The following is a 26,058-nucleotide window of genomic DNA, read 5'->3' as shown; positions in this document are numbered from 1 at the left end:
ATGGCAATGCGGTCATGGCTGTTCGTACCGGGGGACAGCGAAACCAAGCTCGGCAAAGTGGCGAGCTATGGGGCAGACATCTGCATCGCCGACCTGGAGGACGCCGTTGCGCCGCCTGCCAAGCCGATGGCGCGGATGATGGTGCGCAATTGGCTCGACGATGGGCTGCGCGCACCGCCGGGTGGCTCGGCCCGCTGGGTGCGGATCAACCCGCTCGACACCCCGCTGTGGCGCGAAGACCTTGCCGCGATCATGCCGGGCCGGCCACAGGGGATCATGGTGCCCAAGGCTTCGGGCCCCGAGCAGCTCCAGGCGCTTGCCGCCGAGCTGCAGCAGGCGGAACAGCGCAACGGCGTAACGCCGGGCTCGACGCGGATCCTGCCCCTGGTCAGCGAAACGCCGGCAGCTGCTCTCTCGATACCCACTTACGCCAACGCCCAGCTGCCCCGCCTGGTCGGGCTGACCTGGGGCGCCGAGGACCTCTCCGCAGCGCTCGGTGCCAGCCGCAAGCGGGACGCGCTGGGCAACTGGACCGACACCTTTCGGCATGTGCGCGCGCAAGTCCTGCTCACCGCCCATGCGCGCGGCATCCTGGCGATCGACACGCTTCACGCCGAATTCCGCGACCTGGAAGGACTGACCCGGATCGCGACCGAGTCCTACGCCGACGGTTTCGCCGGAATGCTCGCGATCCACCCGAGCCAGGTGGAAGTCATCAACGCCGCTTTCACTCCGGGCGATGCCGAGATCGCCGAAGCGCGCGCAATCGTGCACGCCTTCAGCGCCAATCCCGGCGCGGGAGCGCTGCAACTAGAGGGACGGATGATCGACCAGCCGCACCTCGAACAGGCGCGGCGGCTGCTTGAACGGCTGAGTTAGTTCGTCGCGGCAGGAGCCGGTGCAGGCGCAGCGGCAGCCGGGGTCTCCGCGCCGACCGGCGCGGCTTCGGTGGCGCCTTCAAGCGCGGGCGTCTCTTCGCCCGGTTGGGCAGCGTCGGTGCCCGCCGCTCCACCGGTCCGCTCTGGCGGCGCAAACGGAGCCTGCGAGCGAACCTGATCGACCGGCAGCATGGCATCGCTGGCCGTGCCTTCGAGCACCTCGCCCGAAGCCGACCGGCTGTCGTCGTCCGTCGAGGTCTTCGCTCCACCACAGCCAGAGAGCAGCGTAAGAGCCGCGAGAGCAGAGATCAGGCGCTTGTCTGTCATTCTCAGTCCGTTTCGAGTGCCGTCATGAAGTGAGCGCGGGCGCGCAAGGCCCCATCCCATTCCTCGGGCGTAACCGCAAGGCCGAGCCGGGCAAGGCTGGTGACGCCGAATTCAGCGATGCCGCAGGGCACGATGCCCGAAAAGTGCGACAAGTCAGGATCGAGGTTCACCGAGAACCCGTGCATCGTCACCCACTTGCGCACCCGCACGCCGATCGCGCCGATCTTGGCTTCGGAGCCGTCCACGTCGCGCGTCCAGATGCCGATGCGGTCGGGCACGGCCCAGGCCTCCACACCGAAGTCTCCCAGCGTCGCAATCACCCACTCTTCCAGCGAGTGCACGAAATGCCGAACGTCGCGCCCGCGGCGGCTCAGGTCGAGCAGGACATAGCCCACGCGCTGTCCAGGGCCGTGGTAAGTGTAGCGCCCGCCCCTTCCAGTCGCGACCACCTCGAAGCGCGCATCGAGCAATTCACCGGCAGGGGCGCTGGTCCCGGCGGTGTAGACCGGAGGATGTTCGAGCAGCCAGACAAGCTCCGGCGCCTCGCCCGCGGCGATGGCCGAGTTGCGCGCTTCCTGCGCGGCCAGCGCCTCGCGATAGGGGACCAGGGAGTGACTCTGTCGCCATTCCACCCCGCCTTCCAGGACCGTTCTCATTTCATCAGGCATTTCACGTAGTTTGCTGGCGCCTCGAATCCGGCTTATCAAGGGCTAGTTCGGTTTTCGGAGAGGGAAGATACATGGAATTCGACATGGGGCGGGCATGGAACGACGCAATGGCGCTGTTGCGCGCCAATCGCGACGTGGTGCTGATCGTGGCCGCGGTGTTCTTCTTCCTGCCCTACCTGACACTCGTCCTGCTGATGCCGGACTACGCCGCTGCGATGGGCGCTGGCGGAATGGCCCAGCCGGCCGACCCCTCTCAGGCATTCGACGCGGCGCTCGAGCAGATGGCTGCGACATTCGACCAGGTTAAATGGTTGATCCTCGGATCGGCCATTCTCCAAGGCATCGGCATGCTTGGCCTGCTGACGCTGCTGACCGACAAGCGCCGGCCCACCGTGGGCGAAGCGCTGGTGATCGGCGCCAAGTGCCTGATCCCCTATATTCTCGCGCAGCTCCTGATGGGCTTTGCGCTGATGCTCCTGATGTTCATTCCGATCATGGTGGGAGCGAGCACCAACGTAGCCATCGGAGTCCTGCTTGGCCTCGTGGCCTTCGTGGCCCTTTGCTACCTGATGACGAAATTCTCGCTGGTTGCGCCAGTGATCGCGATCGAGCGGGTGTTCAATCCGATTGCAGCCCTGCAACGATCGTGGCGCCTGACCAAGGGCAACAGCGTGCGGCTGTTCTTCTTCTATGTCCTGCTGTTCGTCGTCGCGGCAGTGATCTCAATAGTGGTGGGCCTCTTCGTCGCCCTGTTCGCGGCCGTTGGCGGCGAAACCGCCGGTCAGATCGCCAACGGCGTGATCGACGGCTTCTTCAATATGGTGGTGGCGGTACTGTTCCTCGCCGTCCTGGCGGCCACGCACAAACAGCTGGCCGGTCCGAGCACCGAGGCCGTCAGCGAAACCTTCGAATAGGCTGGAGCCCCCTCCTCACCAGAGGAGGGGGAAGTCCCTCAAGCGGCCTTCCAGCCCCAGGCTAGCAGGCACGGCGGGATGTTGAGCCAGGTGAAGCCGGTGTCCACCCGCTCGAAATGGCGGGCGGTCAAGTCGCGCGCCACGGTGCTGAACTGATAGGTCAGGAACGCGCCGCCCGTCCGAACCACGCGATAAGTAGCGGCCGCAATCGAGGGGCCGACTCCATCGGGCAGTGTCGAGAATGGCAGGCCCGACAGCACATAGTCGGCGTGTTCGTGTCCAAGCGAGCGGACGATGTCCTCGACATCTTCGGCCGAGCCGAGCACCGCATGGAAGCGGCTGTCGCGGATGGTCTTCTTCAAATAGTCGATGAACAGCGGGTTGGTGTCGATCACCAGCAGCTCGCCGTCGCGCGGGAGCCGGTCGAGCACCGGCTGGCAGAACGTGCCTACGCCGGGTCCGTACTCGACGAACAGCTTGCATTCGTCCCACTTCACCGGTTCGAGCATCTTGTCGATGGTCGACCTCGACGATGGAATGATCGAGCCCACCATGCGCGGGTGTTCAAGGAACCCCTGGAAGAACACGCCCGCCGGCCCCAGCGCCTGCTTAACACGCTGCCGGAGCCCGGAGCGACGCTCCTCGGCTAACTCGCTGCCATTCATGAGTAGGAACGCGCCCCTTTCATTGCGCCAAGCGCGGTCATTCGTTGATTGAGCACGCTCATGTGTTCCGGGGACTGGCAAATTAGCCGGCCCAATGCAAGCCGCACCATTACCTAGAGGATCTCTTCGACCCGTTCCGCGGGGCGGCACAGCCTCACGCCCTTCTCGGTTTCCACCAGCGGACGCTCGATCAATGCAGGCTCTGCCACCATCGCATCGAGCACGGTGTCGGGACTCGCTGAGGGGAGCCCGCGCTCGTCGGCATCGGTGCCGCGCCGGCGCAGGCCTTCGCTCGGCGCCATGCCCGCATCGCGATAGAGTTGCGCGAGCTTTTCGCGGCTCGGTGGATGCTTCAGGTATTCCACGACCGTCAGCTCGAGATCGCCGTGCTCCTGCAGCCGCGCCAGGACCTTGCGCGAGGTACCGCAGTTCGGGTTGTGCCAGATCGTCGCCTTCAAAACTTGCTCCTTCGATTAATCCGCGCGCATGGCCGGCACGGCAGCGGCCGCATCCTGGGCGTCGATGCCCGGCGCCGGCGCGGCGCTGATGCGTTCGGCCCGACGGGTGACCCGCCCTGCCCTCTGGATTGCGCGCACTAGACGAGGATAGACACCGCAGCGGCACAAGTTGGTGATCGCCTGCTTGATCTGCTCTTCCGATGGATCGGCATTGGTGGAGAGCAGCGCCGCAGCGGCCATGACGATACCCGGCGTGCAGAACCCGCACTGGATCGCCTGTTCAGCCACTAGCGCTTGCTGCACCGGGTGCGAACGGTCGCGTGACAAGCCTTCGATCGTCTTGACCACACGCCCCTCGCACTCGGCGAGAGTGACAAGGCAGCTCCGCAGCGCCGCACCGTCGATCAGGACCATGCAAGCGCCGCAATCACCCACGCCACAACCGTACTTGGTTCCGGTCAGGTTCGCGGCATCACGCAGGGCCCAGAGCAGCGGGGTCTGCGGGTCCATGCTGAAGCGGACCGGGCGGTCGTTGACGGTAAGATCGGTCATGCCTGCCCTCTAGCGAAGCAATCTAAGCTCACTCGCGCCAGCTCCGGTCGATGGTGTCGAGCTTCCTAGTCCAGGCCTCGAAGTCGGCCTTGCCGAAGTCCTTGAGCGCGACCTGGTCGCGATCGCGCTGGTGCACCGCGACGACTTCGGGCGACACGCGGATCGGCTTGCCGAGCGCGCAAGTCTTGACCTGGATCTCGCACGCCCGCTGCAGCATGTAATAGTTGAGGAACATCTCGTAGAGCGTCGCCCCGAGCACCACAGGGCCGTGGTTGCGGAGCATCAGCACGCGATTGTCGCCCAGGTTCTCGAGCAGGCGCACGCCTTCCTCTGCGCGGACGGTGATGCCCTCGAAATCATGATAGCCGACCGCGCCTTCGAAGAAGCAGGCATAGAAGTTGGTCGGCGTCAGTCCTTCTTCGCTGGAGCAGACAGCCATCGTGTCTGGCGTGTGCGTGTGGACGATGGCGTGCGCCCAATCGATGTTCTTGTGGAAGCAGGCGTGCTGGGTGAAGCCAGCCTTGTTGACCGGATAGGGGCTGGAACAGAGCTTGTTCCCGTCACTGTCGATCTTGACCAGGTTGGAGGCGGTGACTTCCGACCACAACAGGCCATAGGGATTGATGAGGAAGGTCTCTTCGCCCGGCACCCGAACGGTGATGTGGTTGTAGATCGACTCGGACCAGCCGAACATGTCGAAGATGCGATAGCAGGCGGCGAGTTCCTGCCGCGCGGTCCATTCCGCTTCGCTGCAATCCGAATTGCGCCTGAGCTGCGTAGCCATGGCTTACTTGCCTTTGATCAACTTGAGGCCCGCCCATACGGCGAAGACCGAGGTGGCGGCCAGCATCAGGAAAATGACAATCAACATCGCGGTGGTCATCGCACCTCTCCTCTTCTCGCAGAACCTAGCACGGCGTGATTGACTTTGTCGCGCCGATTGGCGAGCGATGAGGCCGACTGGCGCTCCGATGGTACGAGAGCCCGCGGGAGGAATGATGTCTGGTAAGCTTGGTTACGGCCAACCGATGGGCGGCGTCGCGCAAACGGCATTCATCGTCCCCGATCTGAAGCAGGCGATCCACCACTGGGTCAGCAACATGCGCGCGGGCCCGTTCTTCGTGCTGCCGAACTTCCTCGTCCCCGGACAGACCTATCGCGGCGAGGAATCGCGCGCCGACATCACCATCGCCATGGGTTTTGCCGGGCACATGCTGATCGAGCTGATCCAGCCGCTCGATGACGAACCTTCGGTCTATCGCGAGACGATCGAGCTGCGCGGCTTCGGCTTCCATCACGTGGGCATCGCCTGTGCCAACGTCGACGCCGATAGCCTGGAATACCAATCGCGCGGCTACCACGAGGCGTTCCGCGCTTCGGTGCCGACGGGCGGCGAAGTGATCTACCTCGATAACGGAACCGGGGCGCAGCTCGGCTTTGTCGAGTTGCTGCCGGTGACCCCGGGGATGGACCAGACTTTCACGCGTTTCTGGGAAGCGAGCCTCGGCTGGGATGGGACCGATCCGATCCGCAGCTTCCTCTGATCGAATAAGCTAGAACGACAAAAAGCCGCACAAAGAGGCGGCCGGGAGACATGCAATGCAGCCAAGCGCCACCACCCAGACGGGGAACTGGGTGAACAATTCGGCGGGGTACCAGGTCCTGCTGGTATTCCTGCTGAGCCTCAACTTCGGGATCGTGTTCTTCGATCGGCAGGCGCTCAACGTGCTGATGCCCTCGGTGCAGCCCGAGCTTGGCCTGACGCAAACGCAGATCGGCATCATCGCCGGTGGCCTCAGCTTCTCCTGGGCGATCGCGGCGTTCTTCTACGGCCGGCTGTCCGACTCGATCGGCAAGCGCAAGATCCTGCTGGTCCTGGCGACCCTCGCCTTCTCGTTCTGCTCGTTCCTGACCGGCCTGGCTTCGAGCTTCGCCCTGCTCCTCGGCGCACGACTGCTGATGGGCGCGGCTGAAGGCGGCGTCATGCCGATCAGCCATGCGATGGTCGCGAGCGAGGTCGATCCCAAGCGCCGCGGTCTGGCGCAGGGTGTGGCCCAAAACATGGGCTCGAACCTGCTCGGCAGCTTCGCGGCGCCGGTGGTGCTAGTGGCTTTCGCCCATGCTTTCGGCTGGCGCGAGGCGTTCTTCCTTGCCGGTATCCCAGGCATCATCAGCGCCGTCATAATCTGGTTCATGCTCGAAGAGCCCAAGCCTCTGCCGAAGCCGGTCGAGGCCGAGAAGTCGATGACCATTCCCGAGGCGATCAAGGTCCGCAACATGTGGGTCTGCGTCGTTGTGGGCGTGCTGATGGTCGCGCACTTCGTGACCACCTGGGCCTTCATGCCGCTGTTCCTGGTGCAGGAGCGCGGCTTCGACGAAACCACTGCGAGTTGGCTGATGGGCTCGCTCGGTATTGCCGCGTTCGTCTACAGCTTCGCCGTATCGGGACTGTCGGATCTGATCGGCCGCAAGCCGGTGATGGTGGTGCTTCCGTTCCTGTCGGTTCTTGGCCCCCTGGGCGCTTTGTACTTCGACGGCCCAGCCTATCTCATGGCCGGGATCTTCGTGGTCGGCTGGGCGGTCAACGGGATCTTCCCGATCTTCATGGCGACCATTCCGTCCGAGAGCTTTGACGCCCGCCACCATGCTACCGTGCTCGGCCTGGCGATGGGTTCGTGCGAGATCCTCGGCGGCGTGTTCGGTCCGCCGATCGCCGGTGCGCTCAACGACTCGTTCGGCAACTCCACCTTCCTGTGGATGTTGCTGGTGCTCGCGGTGATCAGCGGCTTCGTCGCGATGGCGCTCAAGGAAACCGCGCCGGCTGTCGTGGCGCGGCGCGGCCTTTCGCCCGCAGTCGCGTAAGGAGGTCCGCATGCCTGAAACGCCAACCACCGAACCCTGGGCCGGAACTCCGCCGGTCCCGCACGCCCTGCGCCCCGGCGCCCAGCCCGAGGCCTATTTCGCCAAGATCGCCGAGGGTGACGAGCGCCTGTGGGTGCCGATTGGGCGGCCGATGGTGGAGGACGTCTATTCGAAGCCGGTGTGGATCAGCCCGACGCTCAACATGTGGGCCGACGTGCTGCTGGCCAAGAAGCCGTGCATCGTAAACCGCCACTACCACCCGAAACCGATCTGGGCCTACACGATCAGCGGCAAGTGGGCTTACCTCGAACATGAGTGGACCGCGACCGCGGGCGACTTTATCTTCGAGACGCCGGGCGAAAGCCACACGCTCGTCTCTTACGCGCACCCCGATCCGATGAAGGTGTTCTTCGTCGTGTCCGGTCCGCTGATGTGGCTGGACGAGCAGGGCAAAACCGTCGGACACTACGACGTGTTCGACTACATGCGTGATGCCCGTGCCCATTACAAAGAGGTGGGCATTGCCGATGACTACCTCGACAGCCTGATCCGCTAGAAGGAACCCTGTCATGGCCACAGAGATGAAGGCCCCACCGTCGACTAAGAAGGCGATTGTCGAGGTTCCGTTCAATTACCGCTCGCTGGTGGAGAAGTACTCACCCGGCGGCCGCTATGTCGACGCGCAGACCGATGACGACAGCCCCTGGGTTCCATTCGGCGAAACCGCGTCGATCAAGCACCTGGCGTTCGATGTCCGTCGCAACCTGTTCTCGAACATCCTCTGGGTGAAGGGGCCGGGCACGATCGGCACGCACTTCCACCGCGGCACGATCACCATGGTCGTCCTAGAAGGCTCGGTGCGCTACCTTGAGTACGACTGGGTGGCGACACCCGGCGGTCTGATCCTGGAGGTTCCGGGCGAAAGCCATACGCTCGTCACCGAGCATCCCGATGGCGTGAAGCTGTTCGGCTGGATGGAAGGCCCGATCGAGTTCTATGACGAGAACGCCGTGCTGATCGAAACCACCGACGTGTGGTGGATGATCAACCACTACGAGAGCTACTGCAAAGAGAACGGCATCCCGATCAACCCGAAGCTGTATCTCTGACCGTTATCCCGCCGAAGGAAATCGAATGAAGACCCTCGACCAGTTCGACATCAAGGGCCGCTCTGCGCTCGTCACCGGCGCGGCCAGCGGCATCGGCCTCGCTTATGCGGAGTGCATGGCCGAAGCCGGTGCCAAGGTAACGCTGGCCGACATCGACGCCGAAGGCGCCGCGCGCGAGGCGCAGCGGCTGGTCAACGAAGGCTATGTGGCCCGGTTCGGGGTCTGCGACGTGTCGAAGCTCGATCAGGTCGCCAAGGTGTTCGACGAACATGTCCACGCCTACGGTGGCTGCGACATCGCCTTCGCGAACGCCGGGCTCGACGTCGGCAACGGCTTCTGGACGCCCGAGGGCAACCGCAATCCGGATGGCCAGATCGACGTCTACGACCCCGACCGTTGGTACAAGTCGATCGGCATCAACCTCAACGGCGTGTTCCACACCGTGCGCGAAGCGTCGCGGGTGATGAAGGCCAACAAGGAACGTCGCGGCGGCAGCATCGTCATCACCAGCTCCAACGCGGCCGAGGTCAACGAGGCGATTGTCGGGGTGCCCTACATGGCGGCCAAGGCCGGCGTGAAGCACTTCATGCGCCATGCCGCTTACGAGCTTGCCGCCTACGGCATCCGCGTGAACGCCATCGCTCCTGGCCCGTTCGTGACCAACATCGGCGACGGCTGGGTGAAGAAGAACCCGGCGGCCAAGGCCGCGTGGGATGAACTGGTCCCGGTCGGCCGCATGGCCGAGACCTACCAGATCAAGCCGCTCGCCCTGTTGCTCGCCTCCGACGCGGGCAGCTACATGACCGGCGCCCACGTCATGATCGATGGCGGGATGCAACTAGGACCGGTGAAGCCGCTGAACGACTAAGATGAAAGCCGTAACCTTCCAGGCGCTGCACGCGCCACTCGCGTTTGAGACCCTCCCCGACCCAACGCCCGGCACCGGGCAAGTCGTAGTCAAAGTCGGCCGCTGCGGCATCTGCGGCTCCGACCTGCATATGACCGAGGACGCTGCCTATGGCTGCAAGCACGGCGACGTGCTGGGCCACGAATTCGCCGGCGAGGTCGTAGCCCTCGGGCGCGACACCGAGGGATTGAAGACCGGCGATCTCGTCTCGGTCATTCCGCTGGTGAGCTGTGGCCAGTGCGCGCATTGCCGCAAGGGCGAGGTCCAGTGGTGCGAGCACTTCGGCCTCCAGGGCGGCGGCTATGCCGAGTTCGCCGTCACTCGTCCGAACCAGTGCGTGAAGCTGCCGGCCGACGTCTCGCTGGCCGATGGCGCGATCATTGAGCCGCTAGCCGTAGCACTGCACGGGGTGAACCTGTCGGGCATGAAGGCGGGCGACAAGGTCCTCGTCGTCGGAGGGGGACCCATCGGCCTGGCGGTCGCGTTCTGGGCCAAGCGCATGGGCGCCGCGCGGGTCGCGGTGCAAGACATCGCCGAGTTCCAGCAGGACCGCGCGCTCGGCATGGGCGCGGACGTATTCGTGGTCGATCCGCAGGACCCGATCGGCGGCGCTGAGCGTGAGCTCGGCGGCAAGGCCGACGTAGTGTTCGAATGCGTGGGTATTCCCGGCCTGATCGACCAGGCCGTGAGCCAGGTGCGCAACCGCGGGACGATCCTGTTGCTCGGCCTTTGCACCCGCCCCGACACCTTCAACAGCTTCGCCATGCTGTCGAAGGAAGTGCGCCTCGTCACCAGCGCCTTCTTCACCCGCCAGGAATACGAGGCCTCGCTTGAGGCTTTGGCCAGCGGCGCGATCGAGCCGCGTCTCTTGGTGACCGACACGATCTCGCTGGCCGACACGCCCGCGATTTTCGAAAGCCTCAAGCAGCGCAGCGGTCAGTGCAAGGTGCTGATCGCGCCCTGATCAGTCGCGCGTGAGCGGGGCCCGGCGGATCGAGGTTTCGAGCGTTTCGAAACTCGTGCCGGGAACCCCGCCCTCGACCTGCTCAGACAGCGAGCGATAGGCGGCAAGAGCGCGTTCGCCCTCCTCCGTCAGCTTCGCGCCCGCCGCCTGTCCGCCTCCCGGGTGGGTTTCCACCAGGGGCGAGCGGAAGCAGCGGTTCATCGTGTCGACCAGGAGCCAGGCACGACGATAGCTCATGCCAAGCGCACGCCCGGCGCCCGAGATCGAACCCTCGCGAGTTATGGCATCGAGCAAGTCAGCCTTGCCCGGACCCATGGCGATCTCATCGCCACAGTAGAGCTGGATCTTGAGTTTCAGGCGGGCCATCGCCCGCCTGTCTATCAAGAAAGCGGGCGACTGGAACCGAAGAATAGCGCCTGACTGATCGCCGCGCGCACGGTGTCTTCCTGGAACGGCTTAGTGATCAGATAAGTCGGCTCCGGCCGGTCACCGGTAAGCAGTCTTTCCGGGTAGGCCGTGATGAAAATCACCGGCACACTGTCGATGGCGAGAATGTCGTCCACCGCATCGAGACCCGATGAACCATCGGCCAGCTGGATATCAGCCAGCACCAATCCCGGCGTGTTTTCCGAAACGACCTTCTGGGCCTGCGTGCGGGTAGCGGCCGTGCCGCAGATGTCGTGCCCGAGCGAGCGAACGAGATCCTCGAGTTGCATCGAGATCAGAGGCTCGTCCTCGATGATGAGCACGCTGGTAGTAGTCTCGCTTTCGATTTCCTCGACGGCTTCCTGGACCAGTGTGTCGACATCGTCTTCGCCGATTTCCATGATCCTGGCCGCTTCGCCGGGCGAGAAATCCTCGACCGTGGTCAGCAGCAGGGCCTGGCGGTTGACCGGGGTGATCCGGCGCAGCTGTTCCTGGGCGGCACTTTCGTGAAGGCCACGGTTCGAATTGTCGTCAGCCACCTCAAGATAGGCGCTCGACCAGACTTTGGTGAAAGCACGGTAGAGCGGAACCCGCCCCGCGCGTAGCGACTCGGCCAGATCGTCGTCGGCCAAGGCGGCCTCCAACGTGGCGCGGACAAATGCATCGCCTGTCGACTGCGAGCCCGTAAGCGCGCGCGCATAGCGACGAAGAAATGGAAGATGAGCGGCTACTTCAGCCCCAATCGACATAAAACCCCTTCCCGTTAGGCATCGTGCGTAGAAACGTGCGGCGGCGGCACTGGTTCCGGGATGGCCGCCGGGGAATGGATGTCACATTAACAGCCTAACGCCTGTCGGAGAATGACCCTCCGGAGCACCATAGGCAAGCGGCATCGGGCGTGAAAAAATTTTTCGGCGCTGGGAACTACCGCCCTGCCTGCTCATTGAGGAGATGTCACCGCCGAGACCCCCCCTCCCGTCCAAGCGGCTGGTGATACGATCCCGAAAGGCCTCCGCCCGAAACGGCGGAGGCCTTTTTTCATGGGGTCCGCGCGGGGCCGAATTCAGCCTTCTTCTGCGACTGGCCCTCTTCCCCGGGGAGAGGGAGGAGCGCCGTCAGGCGTGAAGGGTGAGGGCCTGTGGGTATTGCGCCAGTCACCCTCACCCAACCCTCTCCCATGGGGAGAGGGCTAACGTTGCGTTGGTGTCGGGTGACCTACGAAATGACGTTGCGGAGGCGGTCGAACAGGCCTTCTTTGTCGCTCACCAGAACCTCGACCAGGCGCGCCGGATCGTAAGGCTTCTCAAAGATCGGACCCATTTCGGCGATCTCGGGGGGAATGTCCTGCGGCGCCCCGGTCGAGAACACGATCCGCGGAGGCTTGGGTCCGATTAGATCGACCAGCTCGGCAATCGCCCAACCGTCGTCGCGGTCGGTCAGGTGGACATCCAGCACGATGGCCTCGGCAGGTCCCTGCTCGAGCGCATCCATGGTGAGGGCGATGCTGGGGCAAATGACGACTTCCGCCGCCCCCGCATCGAGGAGCGCGGTCTCGATCGAGAGAGCCAGGATCGAGTCATCCTCGACCACCAGCACTCGACCCAGCCTGGGCTTGGTAACCTTTTTTGACTTTCCGCGGCGCATGTCTGTCCCTGGCGGGCCGACATTTTCTCGCCCGCCTCTTCTAACGACAAGCACCATACCACGGTTCCACGTCCCGTCGCAGGGCCGGGGCTACAGGTCCTTCGAATAGATCCGGTATTCGCGATTCATCTTGCTGCCGATGGCATCGGCGATCGCGACCATGCCCTGGTTATCCTCCAGGACCCAACCAACCTCGGCCCGCTTCACGCCGTGATTGGCCACGGCATAGCGGCGGATGTACTCGATCATCATGAAAGCCAGCTGGCTGGCCATGCGCGAGTTCTGCAGCTTGGTGACCACGCCCATCAGCGGCACGCGAAAACCCTCGCTCTGAGGATTGCGCAGCCACCACAGGAGCTTCGCCCAGTTGAACGGGAACAGCTTGCCGCCCATCGTCTTGAGCTTGGCGTTCACATCGGGAAGCGAGAGCATGAAGGCCACCGGCTCGCCGTCGATCTCGGCGATCATGTTGGTGCCTTCGATGATCATCGGCGCGAGCTTCTTGGCGCCGTAGACCTTCTCGGTCTCAGTAAAGGGCACGAAGCCCCAGTTCTTCGACCAGGCGTCGTTGAGGATGTCGAGGATGATCGCCGTCTCGCGCTGCATCTGCTTCTTGTCGACCGGGCGCACCTTGATGCTGGCGTTCTTTTCACCCAGCGCGACGATGCGGTTGATCAGGGGCGGGAAGCCGTCCTGGACCAGCACATCATAAGTCAACAGGCGCTTGGCCACCTGGTAGCCGGCGCCTTCAACCCAGCCTTCATACTGCGGCAGGTTGTGGCCCATCATGACCATGGGCGAATGATCGTGGCCGTGCACCAGCAGGCCGGGTTCTTCCCAGATCGACAGGCTGATCGGTGCGAGGATGCGGGTCATGCCCTGTTCGCGCAGCCATTCTTCCGCCCGCGCGATCAGGGCGTGGGCGACCGCTTCGTCCTCAGCTTCGAACATGCCCCAGTTGCCAGTGCCGGGCCCCATGCCCTGCTCCACGGGCTGCGTCAGCGCGAGTTCGTCGTAGTGTGCAGATATGCGCCCGACGACCTTGCCCGCGCGACGAGCGAGGAACAGCTGGACCTTGGCATGTTCATGGAACGGGTTCTTGCCCGGTGTCAGCAATTCGATCACTTCGGCCCGCAGCGGCGGCACCCAATGGGGGTCTTCGCTATTCAGGCGATAACTGAGATCGATAAACGCATTGAAGTCGCTCTTGCCCGCAACGGGCGCAATAACTACGTCGGCTGATGACACGGTTTCGGGCCTTCATTCAGGGAAGGTTAGCCCTGCGTATGGTGTCGATGGCTTGTCAAGCCGGACCCGTGAAGAAAGCCGCACCGCGGCCTTATGCTTACGCGATGACCAGGCGAACGCCCGTTTTTGGATAACTTGCATGAATGCCCATGACTCTATGACCGGCCCCGGTGACGCTCCTGCGCAACCCTCTGCGCGCGCGAAAACCACAGGCAAGGCCGACGACATGGTACTGCTGCGCACCGCGGCAGAAGTGACGCGCGACATCGGCACGGCGCGGCCCGATATCTATTGGCCCGACATGCTGATTTCGGCGGCGCTCGGCTATGCCGCGCTGGCCGGGGCGATCCTGATCGACAATACGGCGCTCGCAGTCGTGTCCGGGATTGTCTCGATCCTCGCACTCTATCGCGCGCTGCTGTTCATTCACGAGCTGACGCACATTCACCGCAACGCGCTACCGGGCTTCCGCCTGGCGTGGAATCTGGTCGTGGGCATTCCGCTGCTCACGCCCTCGCTGATGTACGAGAATGTCCACACGCTGCACCACGCACGCACCCGCTACGGCACGGCGGAAGATCCCGAGTATCTACCGCTGGCGCTGATGAAGCCGTGGTCGCTGCCGCTGTTCATCTTCGTCGCCCTGCTGGCGCCGGTGGCGTTCCTGATCCGCTCGGCAATCCTCGTGCCGCTGGGTGCGATCATTCCGCCGGTGCGCAAGCTCGTGTGGGAAAAGTTCTCTGCACTCTCGATCAATCCCGACTTCCGCCGTCGCCCTGCCGAAGGCGAGTTCGCTCGGCAGGTGTTCTGGCAGGAACTTGGCGCCTCTGTGTGGGCCATCGCGCTGATCGCCACCGTGTTTGCCTTTGGCTGGAGGCCGCTGGCGATCGCGCTGATCGTGCTTTCCGGCGTGGCGGTGTTCAACCAGCTGCGCACGCTCGTGGCCCACTTGTGGGAGAACGAAGGCGAAGCGATGAGCGTGACCGCTCAGTACCTCGACTCGGTCAACGTCCCGCCGCCCTCGCCGCTGGCCGTGCTCTGGGCGCCGGTGGGACTGCGCTACCACGCGCTGCACCACTTGCTGCCGAGCCTACCGTACCACTCGCTGGGCGAGGCTCATCGACGGCTGAAGGAGCGGTTCGGCACGGATTCGACTTACGCCGGGGCCAATCATCCGGGCATGTTCGTGCTGGTGGCTCGTATCGCCCGCAGCACCATGGTCAGAGGCGGCGACCGGGGCTCACCCAAGCGAGCCGAAGCCGCCTGATCTCCGCTAAAACGGGCCGCCAATTGCAGGCATAAAGAAAGGGCGCGCAAGCCAAGCTTGCGCGCCCCTCTTTTCACGTAAGGCCGGGGTTTCCCACCGGCCCCCGCGAAAGCTAATTACTTAGCAGCAGCGGCCGCGTCAGTAGCAGCGGCAGCAGCGTCGGTCGCGGCAGCAGCAGCGTCCGTAGCAGCGGCAGCAGCGTCGGTGGCTTCAGCAGCAGCAGCGTCAACAGCGGCGGTGTCGGTCGCAACCGGCTCAACAGCGGCAGCGTCGGTCGCTTCGGTGGTGGCTTCTTCAGCCGGGGCCGAGCTGTCGCCGCAGGCCGACAGGGCGAGCAGGGCGGTGGCCGAGAAGGCAGCCAGAGCAATCTTCTTCATCTCAGTTTCTCCTAGAGGGGGACAGGCCCCACAGAAACTCGCAGCGCGCGAGCGGCGCCTCAAATAATGGCAAAAATGTGGCAGCGCAAGCGGCGAGTGAGGCAGAGCCCCCTCTATTCTTCCGTTCGTATCAGCACCGTCTCCCCCAGAAGGAAGAACAGCACGAACGGAGCCCAGGCCGCTAGAAGGGGCGGATAGCCGCCAAAACTGCCCATGGCCAGTGCCGCGTTATCGACCACGAAGAACGCGAACCCCAGCGCCATGCCAATTATGGCACGTGCCAGCAGGTGACCCGAACGGGCGAGCCCGAATCCGGCCACGGCGCCCAGCAGGGGCATGAGCACCGACGACAAGGGGCCCGAAAACTTGTGCCACCATTTGCCCTTTAGCTCTGCCGTGCGTCGGCCGGCGCTGTCGAGTGCCTGGATCGAACGCCTGAGCTCCATGACCGACTCGGCATCGGGATCGACCTTGCGCTGCGCTATCTGAGCGAGCGTAATGCCCGGCGCCACGACTACCGGTTCGGCAAGATCGCGCGCTTCGGCGGTATCAACATCGAACTGGCGCACGCCTTCCAGCCGCCAGCCCGGATCGGCGAACTTGCCGACAGGCGCGCGGAGTTGCCGCACGATCATGCCAGAGTCGTCGCGCTCGTAGAACGACACGCCTTGCATGACCGTGTCCTTGCCGGTGCCGCTTATCGATGAGGCCAGCAGGACGTCGTTGCCGTCATTCAGGTAGATGTTGGCCCGCAGAGTCGGATCGTCCGGTACCGGCCCGTAGTCGTTGGCTTCCCAGGCCTTGAGCGTCGCGCTTGCTCGCGTCACCACCCGCTCGTTGAACCCGAACGAGATCACGGCAATGCCCAGCGCCACCAGGATCAGCGGTGCCAGAATCTGGTGTGCCGAAAGGCCGGCCGCCTTCATGGCGATGACCTCGCTGTTCTGATTGAAGGTCGCGAGCGTGAGGATCGTCGCCAGCAGGACCGAATAGGGCAGGAACCGCGCAATCAGCTGCGGGACGCGCAGGCCGACGTACTTCAGCACCTCTGCCTGGCCGTTGCCCTGGTAGGCGAGGATCTTGGCCGTGTTGCTGAGCAGGTCGAGCATCATCAGCACCAGGACGAGCATGATCAGCACGGCCAGGATGCGAACGAGGAAGGTCTTGCCGAGATACCAGGTCAGGGTCTTCGACGGAAAGAAGTCAAACTGCACGCGCAGGCTCCTCACCAAGCGCCGCGGCTTGCTCGCGCGCCTCGCGTAGGCGTTCGCGTCGTTTCAGCAGATCCCTGATGCGCCGCGCCAGCTTGGCATAGGCTGCCTCCAGCGCACCGATGGCTTGGCCACCGGGCACGAAGGCGACACGATAGTACATCCACCCGATCAGCCCGCCGAACAGAACGAACGGACCCCACAGGGCCAGCAAGGGATTGACCCTGCCCAGCTCCGCGACCGACGCGCCGTATTGGTTGACCTTGTGATAGGCCACCACCAACACGATCGACACGAACACGCCCAGGGCCGAGGTCGAGCGCTTGGGCGGAATCGCCAGCGCGACGGCCATGAGCGGCAGCATCAGCATCATGATGACTTCGACCAGGCGGTAGTTGAAGTTCGCTTGCCCGCCTGCCCGTTGGACCGACGTGGATTGATCGCTCCACCCGATGTGCATGAGTTCGGGGAGCAGGTACTCCCGGTTCTCGTCACCCCGCGCGCGGAAACGCTCGATGGCCGGGAGGTCGATCGGCAAGTCGTGCTGGGTAAAGCTGAGGACCCGGGGCGACTTCCCTGGAATGTCCTGGATGATCGTACCATCCTCGAGCCGGAAGATGATCGTGTTGCGGTTCTCGCGATTGGCGAGGAAGCGCCCTTCGCGTGCCGAGATCGACAGGACCTGGCCCTTGTCGTCGGCAACGCGAGCGAAGATGCCCATGAGCCGGCGTCCGTCGTCCTGACTTTCCTCGATCCGCAGCGCCACGCGATCCTCGATCGCAGTGAACTCTCCCACCTTGATCGCCGCGCCGAGCGCGCCGGAACGGAGTTCGAATTCCATCTGCGCGTAGCTGTAGCGAGCCAGCGGCTGCAGATAGCCCACGATGACGAAATTGACGGCCATCAGCAGCAGCGTAATCAGGTAAGGCACCCGCAACAGCCGGGTATAGCTCCAGCCCACGGCGCGAAGCACGTCGAGTTCGCTCGTCGTGGCGAGCTTGCGGAAGGCGAACAGGATGCCGAGCATGAGCCCCAGCGGAATCGCGAGGCCAGCGTATTCGGGAACCAGATTGACCAGCATCTTGAAGACCACACGCACGGGGCCGCCTTCGCTGGACACGAATTCCATCAGCCGCAGCATCTTCTCGAGCATGAGCAGCGACGCGGCGAGCAGGAACACGCCGATCATCGGCATGAGCACCAGCCGGAATACGTATCGGTCGATCGCGGTGAAGAAAGTCAACCTGGGGGCAATCGCTTATGAGGCGGAAGTTGGGGCGGCCTATAGCCCGGCGTTCGCCTCAGGTCATGCCCGTTATTTCGACCAGCGGCCGAGGCGCAGGAAGCAACTAGGCCTTTTCCAGCGTGCACTGGAGCGGATGCTGGTTCTGGCGGGCGAAATCCATGACCTGCGTGACTTTGGTTTCGGCCACTTCGTAGGGATAGACGCCGCATACGCCGACACCCCGCTGGTGAACGTGGAGCATGACGCGCGTGGCCTGTTCCAGGTCCATGCGGAAGAACCGCTTGAGCACCATGACGACGAATTCCATCGGCGTGTAATCGTCGTTCAGCATCAGAACTTTGTACTGGCTGGGCTTCTTCGATTTGGCGCGGGTACGGGTGGCGACGCCGATCTGGCCGTCCCCATCGCCCCCGAACGGATCGTCGTCCTGGCCGGCGGCGCGCACGATTTCGCGCAAGGGCGGCCCTTGAAGGGAGAAGGTCTGACGAGTCCGGTGCATAAGGCTGCAATATCGTATCGCGCGGCGACCCTGCAAGATGCGCCGTTAAATTCGCCAAAGTGGCGACCTGGAATGGGGCGGAATGTAAAACGGACCGGATGACTGGCGTCACCCGGTCCGTCGTCTCGCCGCGGGGAGAGGAGAGCGCGGCGACTTAGAGTTCGCTCAGGCGACCTTGGCGAGCTTTTCAGCAGCCAGGTTCACACGGCCCGAAAGCGGAGCGAAAGAGTCCTTGGAAAGCTTGAGCACCGCTTCGGTGTTCTTCGACCCGGTGGCCACGAACGCTTCGAAGTTGCGGCGCAGGATCTTGCTCTGCAGCTGGAACAGTTCGGTCGGGCTCTTGACCGCGGCCAGTTCCTTAACGTCGGCGGTCGCGGTTTCGTAAGCCGACTTGGCTTCTTCCACGTAGGTCTTGCCGAGGGTCTGGGCACCGGTGGCGAGGATCTTCGAGCTCTCGACGATCGCCTCGACGTTGCCCTTGGTGAATTCGGTCAGTTCGGCCACCGCTTCGCCGCTCTTTTCGTAAGCAGCCTGGGCCTTGGTCTGGATCTCACCGAACGCATCGGCGAACGGCTTGGCAAAGTCGGGGGTCTTGGCAGTCGCCATGATTTTTTCCTTCAATTCCGTAACTGTTGGTTTCGGTTTGAGTACCTTCACGGGCGCCGGAGCGGCCGCTGCCTTGGCGACGCGCACCGCGCGCTTTGCCGCCTTGGCTTTTGCATCTGCTGTCAGCCGCTTTGGAGCGGTCTTCTTGATCTTCACCGGCGCCACAGCCGGTTTGGCTGGGGTCGGTTTCTTCGGGGCCGCGATCTCTTTCGCTTCCACCGACTTGAGTTCAACCGGCGCAGGAGTTGGCTTGGGAGCCGCCTCAACCGGGGCTTTCGCCACTTCGACGGGCTTCACCTCGGCAGCCGCAGCCTCATAGGCTTTCTCGGCGCTCTTGGCGGCTTCGTCGGGGGAGTCGGCCATTCGTCTTCCTCGCTACGCAAGTGCGGCATTTGATTGCTGCATTGCACAAATAAGTGCGAGTGCGAATGGTGTCAATGGGTTTTTGTGCATTGCACAAAAATGACAGTTTGGGGGTGGGATCGTCGGGAAAGTCCAGCTCCTCCCCGAGCTTGCTCGGGGAGGTGGCGCGCGCTGAAAGCGCGTGACGGAGGGGTAGGCGGTCGAACGCAACACCCCTCCACCATCCGCTTCGCGGACGGTCCCCCTCCCCGAGACAAGCTCGGGGAGGATCCATGGCTAACGCTGCGCCACGTACCGACCAGGCGCGTCCTCGATCACCTTGTCGCCCTTGCCGCCCGGCGCGCGCTTGCCCTTGGCCGGGACCTTGGCGTCGCCCTGCTGTTCCAGCCAAGCAAGCCAGTCGGTCCACCAGCTACCGGGATGCTCGGTCGCGCCCTCGACGAAAGCCTCGAGCGAGTCCGCCAGGTCGCCGGTCCAGTACTGGTACTTCCCGGCCGAGGGAGGATTGACGACGCCTGCGATATGCCCGCTGCCTGCCAGCACGAAGCGCACCGGGCCCGAGAGGTAGTCGTGCAAACGAAACACGCTCTCCGGCGGAGCGATGTGATCCTCGCGTCCGGCCTGGACGTAAGCGGGCGTCTTGATCAACCTCAGGTCGATCGGGGTGCCGTCGGCCTCCAGCGCGCCGGGTTCGACCAACAGGTTGTCGCGGTAGCAATCGCGCAGATAGGCTTCGTGCCACTTGGCGGGCAAGTTGGTGACGTCCCCGTTCCAGTACAGCAGGTCGAAGGCCGGATAGTCCTCCCCCAGCAGGTAGTGGTTGACCACGTAGTTCCAGATGAGGTCGGTGCCGCGCAGCAGGTTGAAGGTCGCGGCCATGTAGCGTCCGTCGAGATAGCCGCCCTTGCTTGCCTGGCGGATCAAGTCGAGCTGGGTGTCGTCAACGAACAGCTTGAGGTCGCCGGCGCGCTCGAAATCGACCTGGGCGGTCAGGAAGGTCGCGCTCGCCACTTTGTCCTCCTGCCCGCGCTGGGCCAGGATCGAGAGGGTCGCCGCCAGAGTCGTGCCCGCGACGCAATAGCCGATCGCATGCACCCCCGGCACGCCGAGCCGCTCGCGAATAACGTCGATCGCTTCGATCTGCGCGCGAACGTAGTCGTCCCAGGTGATGTCGGCGAGGCTTTCATCGGCCGAGCGCCAGCTGACCATGAACACGGTCAGACCCTGCTCGACCGCCCATTTGACGAAGCTCTTCTTGGGATTGAGATCGAGGATGTAGAACCGGTTGATCCACGGAGGGAAGATCACCAGCGGCGCGGCCAGTACCTCTTCGGTCGTCGGCGAGTACTGGATCAGCTGGAACAACTCGGACTCGTGCACGACCTTGCCGGGCGTGCAGGCGATGTTCTCGCCGAGATGGAACTGGGCCCCGTCAGTGTGGGTCAGTTGGCCCCGTTCGATGTCGCGGGCCAGGCGTTCCATGCCCTTGGTGAGGTTTTCGCCGTGCGTCTCGATCGTGCGCTCGAGCACGACCGGATTCATCAGCGGGAAGTTCGACGGGCTCATCGCGTCGAGCACGTTGCGGGTGGCGAAGCGCAGCTGTTCGCGCTCCTGCTCCGAAAGCCCTTCGACCGCATCGACTGCCTCGAGCACTCGCTCGGCGAGCAGCAGGTAGGTCTGGTGGATCAACGCGAAGACCGGCTGTTCGCGCCAAGCCTCGTCGGCGAAGCGCTTGTCGGTACGCGGTAGATGCGGCTCGGCAGAGGGATGCCCCTCCCCCTTGGGTCCGAGCCCATACTGCGCCAGCACATCCTCCCACAGCGCCATGCCGTCGAGGAACAGCTTCTCCTGCCGCCGTGGGTCGAGCAGCGGCATCTGCTGGTACCACCCCTGCATGAGGCCCATCCATTCGGCGGGGTCGATGAACAGCGGAACCGGCATGTCCGGTCCGAAAGCGGCGCTCGCCTGTTGCTCGTGGAACTGCAGCCACATCGCCTGCAGCTTCTGCGCGGACTCGCCCCAGTCGCGAATCTCGCTGTCCGCCGGAACCGCACTGGCGGCTTCGGGAAGGAAAGCCTGAATCATCTGCCGGGCTGTTTCCCCCTGGATACGGAGCATTTCGGTGAACATGTCGCCGGCCGATGGGGTAGAATCGTCGGTTTGAGCCATGGTGACGGTCATAGGACGCAGACCTTTCGATTGGGAAGGCCCACGGGAGGTCTGGGCCAAGATTGCGCTCCGACATCGCCATCGCGATTGCGCTGAGTGTCCTATTCCGCCAATATTACAGCGCCGCGCGCCAGATGGCCGCGGCGTTTCGTCAAAACCAATGGATAAACGAGGTCATGGAAACCGATTTCTACCGCATCAAGCGCCTGCCGCCCTACGTCATCGCCGAAGTCAATGCGATGCGGGCCGCAGCACGCGCAAGCGGCAGGGACATCATCGACCTCGGCATGGGCAACCCCGACCTGCCGCCTCCGCAGCACGTGATCGACAAGCTGTGCGAGGTCGCACAGAACCCTGACGCGCACGGTTACTCGCAGTCGAAGGGCATCCCTGGCCTGCGCAAGGCCCAGGCCAACTACTACGAGCGCCGTTGGGGCGTGGACGTCGATCCCGAAAGCGAAGTCGTGGTCACGCTCGGCTCCAAAGAAGGCCTCGCCTCCCTCGCCACCGCGATCACCGCGCCGGGCGATACGGTGCTGGCCCCCAACCCGAGCTACCCGATCCACACGTTCGGCTTCATCATCGCCGGCGCTTCGATCCGCTCGGTGCCGACCACGCCGGACGAGCGCTATTGGGATGCGCTGGAAAAGGCGATGAGCTTCACCGTCCCGCGGCCGACGGTGCTGATCGTCAACTATCCGTCGAACCCGACGGCCGAAGTGGTCGATCTCGAATTCTATCAGCGGCTGGTCGACTGGGCCAAGGCGAACAAGGTGTGGATCCTGTCCGACCTCGCCTATTCGGAGCTCTACTACAACGGCAAGCCGACCCCTTCGATCCTCCAGGCCAAGGGCGCGAAGGACGTAGCGATCGAGTTCACCAGCCTCTCAAAGACCTACTCGATGGCCGGCTGGCGCATTGGCTTCGCGGTCGGCAACAAGACGCTGATCGCCGCGCTGACGCGGGTGAAGAGCTATATCGACTATGGCGCGTTCACCCCGATCCAGGCCGCGGCCTGCGCCGCGCTCAACGGGCCGCAGGACATCGTCGAGAAGAACCGCGAGCTCTACCACAAGCGCCGCGACGTTATGGTCGAAGCCTTCGGCCGCGCCGGATGGGACATCCCTGCCCCGCCCGCATCGATGTTCGCCTGGGCGCCGTTGCCGCCGGCCCTCAAGGAAATGGGCAGCCTCGAGTTCTCCAAGCAGCTCCTCACCCATGCCGACGTCGCTGTCGCACCGGGCGTCGGTTACGGCGAGGATGGCGAAGGCTATGTGCGCATCGCGATGGTCGAAAACGAACAGCGCCTGCGCCAGGCCGCACGCAACGTGAAGCGCTACCTCCAAAGCATGGGCGTCAACAGCTCGGCAGCATAGCCGCGCCTTTGGCGGGCCGGGCCGGCAGGGAAATCCTGCCTGGCCCGGCTGCCCCTTGTTCACCCAAAAGGGGCCACCAACAGCCTTGTGCCAAGGCATTTTGCTGTTACGCCGTCAGTTAGATAGCACGCTACCGATCGGCCGAAGAGTCGCGGGCGGGCGGAGAGAGGAAGGGTTGTGATGGCGGACGGGATTTCCACGAGCGCTGCGCCGAGAGGCGGAAAAACGCTCGATGTGGCCGAGTTTCTTAAAGACCTGCCGTTCACGCGTTTCCATATCCAGCTGCTCGTCATCTGCTCGCTCGTCACCTTCTTCGACGGGCTCGATTTCTCGCTGATCTCCTTCACCCTGCCGTATCTGCGCGACCAGATGGGGCTCAGCGACGAGATGACCGGCTTCGTCAGCTCGGCGGCGTTTCTCGGGCAGATGATCGGCTCGCTCGCGGGCTCCTACATTGCCGACATCATCGGTCGGCGGCAGGTGATCATCTGGTGCACCATCCTGAGCGCGATCCTGACTTTCGTGACCGGGTTCGCCAACACGCCCGAGATGCTGATCGTCCTGCGCCTGATCGGCGGGCTTGCGATCGGCGGGCTCCTGGCCCCGGCCTGGTCGATCAACATCGAATCCATGCCCCCGGGCAAGAAGGCGCTGTCGGTGACCATCATCATGCTCGGCTTCTCCGCGGGTGGCGCGGCGGCGGGCCAGGTCACCAACTGGCTGGCCCCGCAATACGGCTGGGAAGGCGTGTTCTTCTTCTGCGGCGCGGCGACCGGCGTGCTGGCGATCGCCCTGCTCTTCACCATGCCCGAATCCGCCCGCTGGATGACCGCCAAGAATAAGCCGGCGTCCGAAGTGATCCCGGTCCTCAGCCGCTTCGATCCAAGCCTGGCCAACGCCGGCTATACCGAAGTGGTGCTGTCGGACGAGCGTGACCTCGGCAACAAGGTTTCGCCCTGGGCCAAGTCGGCCGAGCTGTTCCGCGGCACGCTCGCCTACATCACGCCGCTGATCTGGTTCACCTACTTCTTCTCCTCGTTCGCGATCTATCTCAAGGCTAGCTTCGGCGTGCTGTTCATGGAGCAACTGGGGATCGAGCGAGCCACGGCCGCTAACCTCGCCTCCATCGGCGGCATGATCGGCGCGATCGGTGGCGTCGCGCTGCTGTGGTTCACTGAGAAGCGCGGCCCCGCCTGGATCGCCATCGCGCCACTCCTCGGCATCCCGCTCGCTCTGTGGATCGGATCGGGCATTCTTATCGGCGGCCCGCTCTTCATTCCTGTCATCCTGGTCGGTAGCGTGATGATCGGTGCCGGTCACGCGGCGGTGATCTCGATCACGAGCATCTACTACCCCAGCGCCGTGCGCGCGACGGGCGGTGGCTGGGCGAGCTTCATGGCGAAGTTCGCGGCGGTCGCGGCGCCGATCCTCGGCGGCTACATGTTCCTCGCCGACAAGCAGGCGGTGCTCGACGGCTACCTGTTCACCGCACTGTGCCTCGCTGGCGTGGTGATTGGGCTCCTGGTCCTGTCGGTCTTTGCCAAGCGGCTGTTGGCCGAGCGTGCTGAAGAGACCAACGAGGTGCCGGCCGAAGCCGAACCTGCCACGGCTGGAGCCTGACATGACCCTCCGCAGTCTTGCCGCCAACACACCCGGTCGCCGCGCCAACTGGAAGGCCCTCGGTCTTAGCCATGAGGACATGGAGAAGCCGAAGATCGCGGTGGTGAATTCCTCCAGCGAACTGGCGATCTGCTATGCCCACCTCGATGGCATCGCCAAGATGGTGAAGGAGGAAATCCGCGCCGCCGGAGGTGTACCGTTCGAAGTCCGTACCGCGGCCCCGTCCGACTTCATCACCGGCGCGGCCAAGCGCGGCAGCTACATCCTCGCCGGGCGCGACATCATCGCCAACGATATCGAGGTCCAGGTCGAAGCTGCCCTGCTCGACGGGATGATCTGCCTGACTAGCTGCGACAAGACCCCGCCCGGCCACCTTATGGCCGCGGCCCGGCTCAACATCCCGACGATCCTGGTCATTGGCGGCTACCAGCCCTCGGGCCAAATCGACGGCGAGCCTGTCGACGTGGAGGATGTGTGGTCCGGCTCGGTCGGCGAACGCTTTGGGGCCAAACCCAAGTTCCCCGTCAGCGACATGGCCGAGAATGCGATCATGGGCCCTGGCGTCTGCGCCGGGATGGCGACCGCCAACACCATGCACTGCGTGGTCGAAGCGCTCGGCATGTGCCTGCCCGGTCATGCGCCCGTGCGCGGCAACAGCCCGAAGATGCAGGCCAACGCGCGCGAGGCCGCGCGGCGTATCGTGCAGATGGTCCATGAGGACTTGAAGCCGCGCCAGATCCTGACTGAAGGCGCCTTCCGCAATGCCATCGCGACGGTGCTGGCGGTCTCGGGCTCGATCAACGCTATCAAGCACCTCCAGGCGACTGCCGTGGAGGCGGAAACCGACATCGACATCTTCGCCCTTTGGGAGGAAATGGCCGATGTGCCGGTGCTTTCCGCAGTGCGGCCGACAGGCGATATCCGGATCGAACGGTTCGAGGATGCCGGCGGCGCCCGCGCTACGCTCAAGCGCCTCGAAAGCCGGATCGACACCTCGGTGCTGACCTGCACGGGCAAGACGCTGGGCGAGAACCTGGCGGGCTACGAGATCCCCGGACCCGACGTGATCCAGCCTCTGACGGACCCCGTCGGCCCCGGCCCCGCCATCGCCATCCTCAACGGCAGCTTCGCGGAGACCGCCGTGGTGCGCCTCGGCATCCGCGACGGATCGCGGCCCGAGGAATTCCGCGGCCCCGCCCGCGTGTTCGAAGACGTGTTCGCTTGCATGGACGCCATCGCAGACGGCGTAATCCAACCCGGCGACGTGGTCGTGTCGCGCAACCAGGGTCTCAAGGGCGGCCCAGCCATGGGCGGCTCCGCCAGCCTCGTGCTGTTCGCGCTCGATGCCGCGGGCCTCGCCAAGACCACCGCGTTCGTGACCGATGGCCAGCTCTCTGGCCTGTGCCTCAAGGGCCTGACCGTGGCCGAAGTCGCGCCCGAAGCGGCGACGGGCGGACCGATCGGCAAAGTGCGTGACGGCGACGCGATCACGATCAGCGTGGCCAATCGTTCGATCGATATCGAGGTATCGGCGGCAGAGTTGGCGGCCCGCCCGGGGCCCGGATACGTCAATGCCGCCACTGGCTACCTCAGCAACTTCCGCGAGGCGGTGCAGCCGATGTCGACGGGCGGAGTGCTGCTGCCGGCGAAAGACTAAGTCTCTAACATCGGCATGAGATCCTCCCCGAGCTCGCTCGGGGAG

At 64.2% G+C, this 26,058-nt stretch carries 28 protein-coding genes; 12 read left to right on the top strand and 16 right to left on the bottom strand.

All coding sequences use genetic code 11. The features are described from left to right. Window positions 1–879 carry an HpcH/HpaI aldolase/citrate lyase family protein gene (locus tag ASD76_RS00315; protein WP_055916871.1) on the top strand — a complete coding sequence of 293 codons (879 nt, stop codon included), beginning with the start codon at window positions 1–3 and terminating at the stop codon, window positions 877–879. Here ASD76_RS00315 and ASD76_RS00310 read toward each other — a convergent pair. Continuing rightward, window positions 876–1,205, bottom strand: a complete 330-nt coding sequence (locus ASD76_RS00310) for a hypothetical protein (RefSeq protein WP_055916868.1) — start codon at window positions 1,203–1,205, stop codon at window positions 876–878. The genes ASD76_RS00315 and ASD76_RS00310 overlap by 4 nt on opposite strands. A 2-nt stretch (window positions 1,206–1,207) precedes the next feature. Then, complete coding sequence (lipB, locus tag ASD76_RS00305) at window positions 1,208–1,861, bottom strand: lipoyl(octanoyl) transferase LipB (protein ID WP_055916866.1); 654 nt, start codon at window positions 1,859–1,861, stop codon at window positions 1,208–1,210. An 83-nt stretch (window positions 1,862–1,944) separates the two neighbouring features. On the opposite strand from lipB, the gene ASD76_RS00300 reads away from it, so the two are divergent. After that, the gene (locus tag ASD76_RS00300; RefSeq protein WP_055916863.1) at window positions 1,945–2,787 is read left to right on the top strand and encodes a glycerophosphoryl diester phosphodiesterase membrane domain-containing protein; all 843 of its coding nucleotides are present in this window, start codon (window positions 1,945–1,947) and stop codon (window positions 2,785–2,787) included. Between the two features lie 38 nt (window positions 2,788–2,825). Here the strand turns inward: ASD76_RS00300 and ASD76_RS00295 are convergent, their stop codons facing one another. From ASD76_RS00295 to ASD76_RS00280, 4 genes are all read right to left on the bottom strand, one after another. Beyond that, on the bottom strand, window positions 2,826–3,452 hold the full coding sequence (locus ASD76_RS00295; RefSeq protein WP_055916861.1) for a class I SAM-dependent methyltransferase: 627 nt from the start codon (window positions 3,450–3,452) through the stop codon (window positions 2,826–2,828). Between the two features lie 113 nt (window positions 3,453–3,565). Then, window positions 3,566–3,910, bottom strand: coding sequence for an arsenate reductase family protein (locus ASD76_RS00290; protein ID WP_055916858.1), 345 nt, complete (start codon window positions 3,908–3,910; stop codon window positions 3,566–3,568). Window positions 3,911–3,925: 15 nt separating this feature from the next. Continuing rightward, the gene (locus tag ASD76_RS00285) at window positions 3,926–4,462 is read right to left on the bottom strand and encodes a (2Fe-2S)-binding protein (protein ID WP_055916855.1); all 537 of its coding nucleotides are present in this window, start codon (window positions 4,460–4,462) and stop codon (window positions 3,926–3,928) included. A gap of 28 nt (window positions 4,463–4,490) precedes the next feature. Then, window positions 4,491–5,246: a class II aldolase/adducin family protein gene (locus ASD76_RS00280; RefSeq protein WP_055916852.1), complete on the bottom strand. Its 756-nt coding sequence runs from the start codon at window positions 5,244–5,246 to the stop codon at window positions 4,491–4,493. A gap of 214 nt (window positions 5,247–5,460) precedes the next feature. On the opposite strand from ASD76_RS00280, the gene ASD76_RS00275 reads away from it, so the two are divergent. The 6 genes from ASD76_RS00275 to ASD76_RS00250 are packed head-to-tail and all read left to right on the top strand — an operon-like array spanning window position 5,461 to window position 10,304. Further along, window positions 5,461–6,006, top strand: a complete 546-nt coding sequence (locus ASD76_RS00275; RefSeq protein WP_055922706.1) for a VOC family protein — start codon at window positions 5,461–5,463, stop codon at window positions 6,004–6,006. 55 nt (window positions 6,007–6,061) lie between these two features. Next, window positions 6,062–7,324, top strand: a complete 1,263-nt coding sequence (locus tag ASD76_RS00270; RefSeq protein WP_055916849.1) for an MFS transporter — start codon at window positions 6,062–6,064, stop codon at window positions 7,322–7,324. Window positions 7,325–7,334: 10 nt separating this feature from the next. Next, the gene (locus tag ASD76_RS00265) at window positions 7,335–7,880 is read left to right on the top strand and encodes a 2,4'-dihydroxyacetophenone dioxygenase family protein (RefSeq protein WP_055916846.1); all 546 of its coding nucleotides are present in this window, start codon (window positions 7,335–7,337) and stop codon (window positions 7,878–7,880) included. 13 nt (window positions 7,881–7,893) lie between these two features. Further along, window positions 7,894–8,433 (top strand): 2,4'-dihydroxyacetophenone dioxygenase family protein, encoded by a 540-nt coding sequence (locus tag ASD76_RS00260; RefSeq protein WP_055916843.1) that lies wholly within the window; start codon window positions 7,894–7,896, stop codon window positions 8,431–8,433. Window positions 8,434–8,458: 25 nt separating this feature from the next. After that, window positions 8,459–9,301 (top strand): SDR family NAD(P)-dependent oxidoreductase, encoded by an 843-nt coding sequence (locus ASD76_RS00255; RefSeq protein WP_055916840.1) that lies wholly within the window; start codon window positions 8,459–8,461, stop codon window positions 9,299–9,301. Window position 9,302: 1 nt separating this feature from the next. Continuing rightward, window positions 9,303–10,304 (top strand): alcohol dehydrogenase catalytic domain-containing protein, encoded by a 1,002-nt coding sequence (locus tag ASD76_RS00250; protein WP_055916837.1) that lies wholly within the window; start codon window positions 9,303–9,305, stop codon window positions 10,302–10,304. Here the strand turns inward: ASD76_RS00250 and ASD76_RS00245 are convergent, their stop codons facing one another. From ASD76_RS00245 to ASD76_RS00230, 4 genes are all read right to left on the bottom strand, one after another. After that, the gene (locus tag ASD76_RS00245) at window positions 10,305–10,670 is read right to left on the bottom strand and encodes a winged helix-turn-helix domain-containing protein (RefSeq protein WP_055916834.1); all 366 of its coding nucleotides are present in this window, start codon (window positions 10,668–10,670) and stop codon (window positions 10,305–10,307) included. Window positions 10,671–10,684: 14 nt separating this feature from the next. Beyond that, window positions 10,685–11,479: a response regulator gene (locus ASD76_RS00240; RefSeq protein ID WP_055916831.1), complete on the bottom strand. Its 795-nt coding sequence runs from the start codon at window positions 11,477–11,479 to the stop codon at window positions 10,685–10,687. A gap of 466 nt (window positions 11,480–11,945) precedes the next feature. After that, on the bottom strand, window positions 11,946–12,374 hold the full coding sequence (locus ASD76_RS00235; protein ID WP_055916828.1) for a response regulator: 429 nt from the start codon (window positions 12,372–12,374) through the stop codon (window positions 11,946–11,948). A gap of 90 nt (window positions 12,375–12,464) precedes the next feature. Beyond that, complete coding sequence (locus ASD76_RS00230; protein ID WP_055916825.1) at window positions 12,465–13,622, bottom strand: hypothetical protein; 1,158 nt, start codon at window positions 13,620–13,622, stop codon at window positions 12,465–12,467. Between the two features lie 139 nt (window positions 13,623–13,761). On the opposite strand from ASD76_RS00230, the gene ASD76_RS00225 reads away from it, so the two are divergent. Next, window positions 13,762–14,889, top strand: a complete 1,128-nt coding sequence (locus ASD76_RS00225) for a fatty acid desaturase family protein (protein ID WP_055916823.1) — start codon at window positions 13,762–13,764, stop codon at window positions 14,887–14,889. Between the two features lie 116 nt (window positions 14,890–15,005). Here ASD76_RS00225 and ASD76_RS00220 read toward each other — a convergent pair whose 3' ends face one another. The 6 genes from ASD76_RS00220 to ASD76_RS00195 all read right to left on the bottom strand — a co-directional run bounded on the left by ASD76_RS00220 (window position 15,006) and on the right by ASD76_RS00195 (window position 21,360). Continuing rightward, window positions 15,006–15,266, bottom strand: coding sequence for a hypothetical protein (locus ASD76_RS00220; protein WP_055916820.1), 261 nt, complete (start codon window positions 15,264–15,266; stop codon window positions 15,006–15,008). 113 nt (window positions 15,267–15,379) lie between these two features. Continuing rightward, entirely contained in the window at window positions 15,380–16,480 is a 1,101-nt protein-coding gene (gene lptG, locus ASD76_RS00215; protein WP_055916817.1) for an LPS export ABC transporter permease LptG, read from the bottom strand. Next, entirely contained in the window at window positions 16,470–17,720 is a 1,251-nt protein-coding gene (locus tag ASD76_RS00210) for an LptF/LptG family permease (protein WP_055916814.1), read from the bottom strand. Before ASD76_RS00210 ends, lptG begins: the two co-directional genes overlap by 11 nt. A gap of 106 nt (window positions 17,721–17,826) precedes the next feature. Beyond that, on the bottom strand, window positions 17,827–18,222 hold the full coding sequence (gene clpS / locus ASD76_RS00205; RefSeq protein ID WP_082553523.1) for an ATP-dependent Clp protease adapter ClpS: 396 nt from the start codon (window positions 18,220–18,222) through the stop codon (window positions 17,827–17,829). Window positions 18,223–18,387: 165 nt separating this feature from the next. Further along, on the bottom strand, window positions 18,388–19,191 hold the full coding sequence (gene phaP, locus ASD76_RS00200) for a TIGR01841 family phasin (RefSeq protein ID WP_055916811.1): 804 nt from the start codon (window positions 19,189–19,191) through the stop codon (window positions 18,388–18,390). A gap of 276 nt (window positions 19,192–19,467) precedes the next feature. Then, the gene (locus tag ASD76_RS00195; protein ID WP_055922700.1) at window positions 19,468–21,360 is read right to left on the bottom strand and encodes a PHA/PHB synthase family protein; all 1,893 of its coding nucleotides are present in this window, start codon (window positions 21,358–21,360) and stop codon (window positions 19,468–19,470) included. A 176-nt stretch (window positions 21,361–21,536) separates the two neighbouring features. Here ASD76_RS00195 and ASD76_RS00190 point away from each other — a divergent pair, with 176 nt between their 5' ends. The 3 genes from ASD76_RS00190 (at window position 21,537) to ASD76_RS00180 (ending at window position 26,013) form a co-directional block, all read left to right on the top strand. Beyond that, entirely contained in the window at window positions 21,537–22,736 is a 1,200-nt protein-coding gene (locus ASD76_RS00190; protein ID WP_055922697.1) for an LL-diaminopimelate aminotransferase, read from the top strand. A gap of 180 nt (window positions 22,737–22,916) precedes the next feature. After that, window positions 22,917–24,356 (top strand): MFS transporter, encoded by a 1,440-nt coding sequence (locus tag ASD76_RS00185; RefSeq protein ID WP_055916808.1) that lies wholly within the window; start codon window positions 22,917–22,919, stop codon window positions 24,354–24,356. A 1-nt stretch (window position 24,357) separates the two neighbouring features. Next, window positions 24,358–26,013, top strand: a complete 1,656-nt coding sequence (locus ASD76_RS00180) for a dihydroxy-acid dehydratase (RefSeq protein WP_055916805.1) — start codon at window positions 24,358–24,360, stop codon at window positions 26,011–26,013. Window positions 26,014–26,058: the final 45 nt, after the last annotated feature.

It is taken from the genome of Altererythrobacter sp. Root672, assembly GCF_001427865.1.
GTDB lineage: Bacteria > Pseudomonadota > Alphaproteobacteria > Sphingomonadales > Sphingomonadaceae > Croceibacterium_A.
Note: the sequence above shows the minus strand (reverse complement) of the source record. Positions and strands in the feature narration are given on the sequence as shown.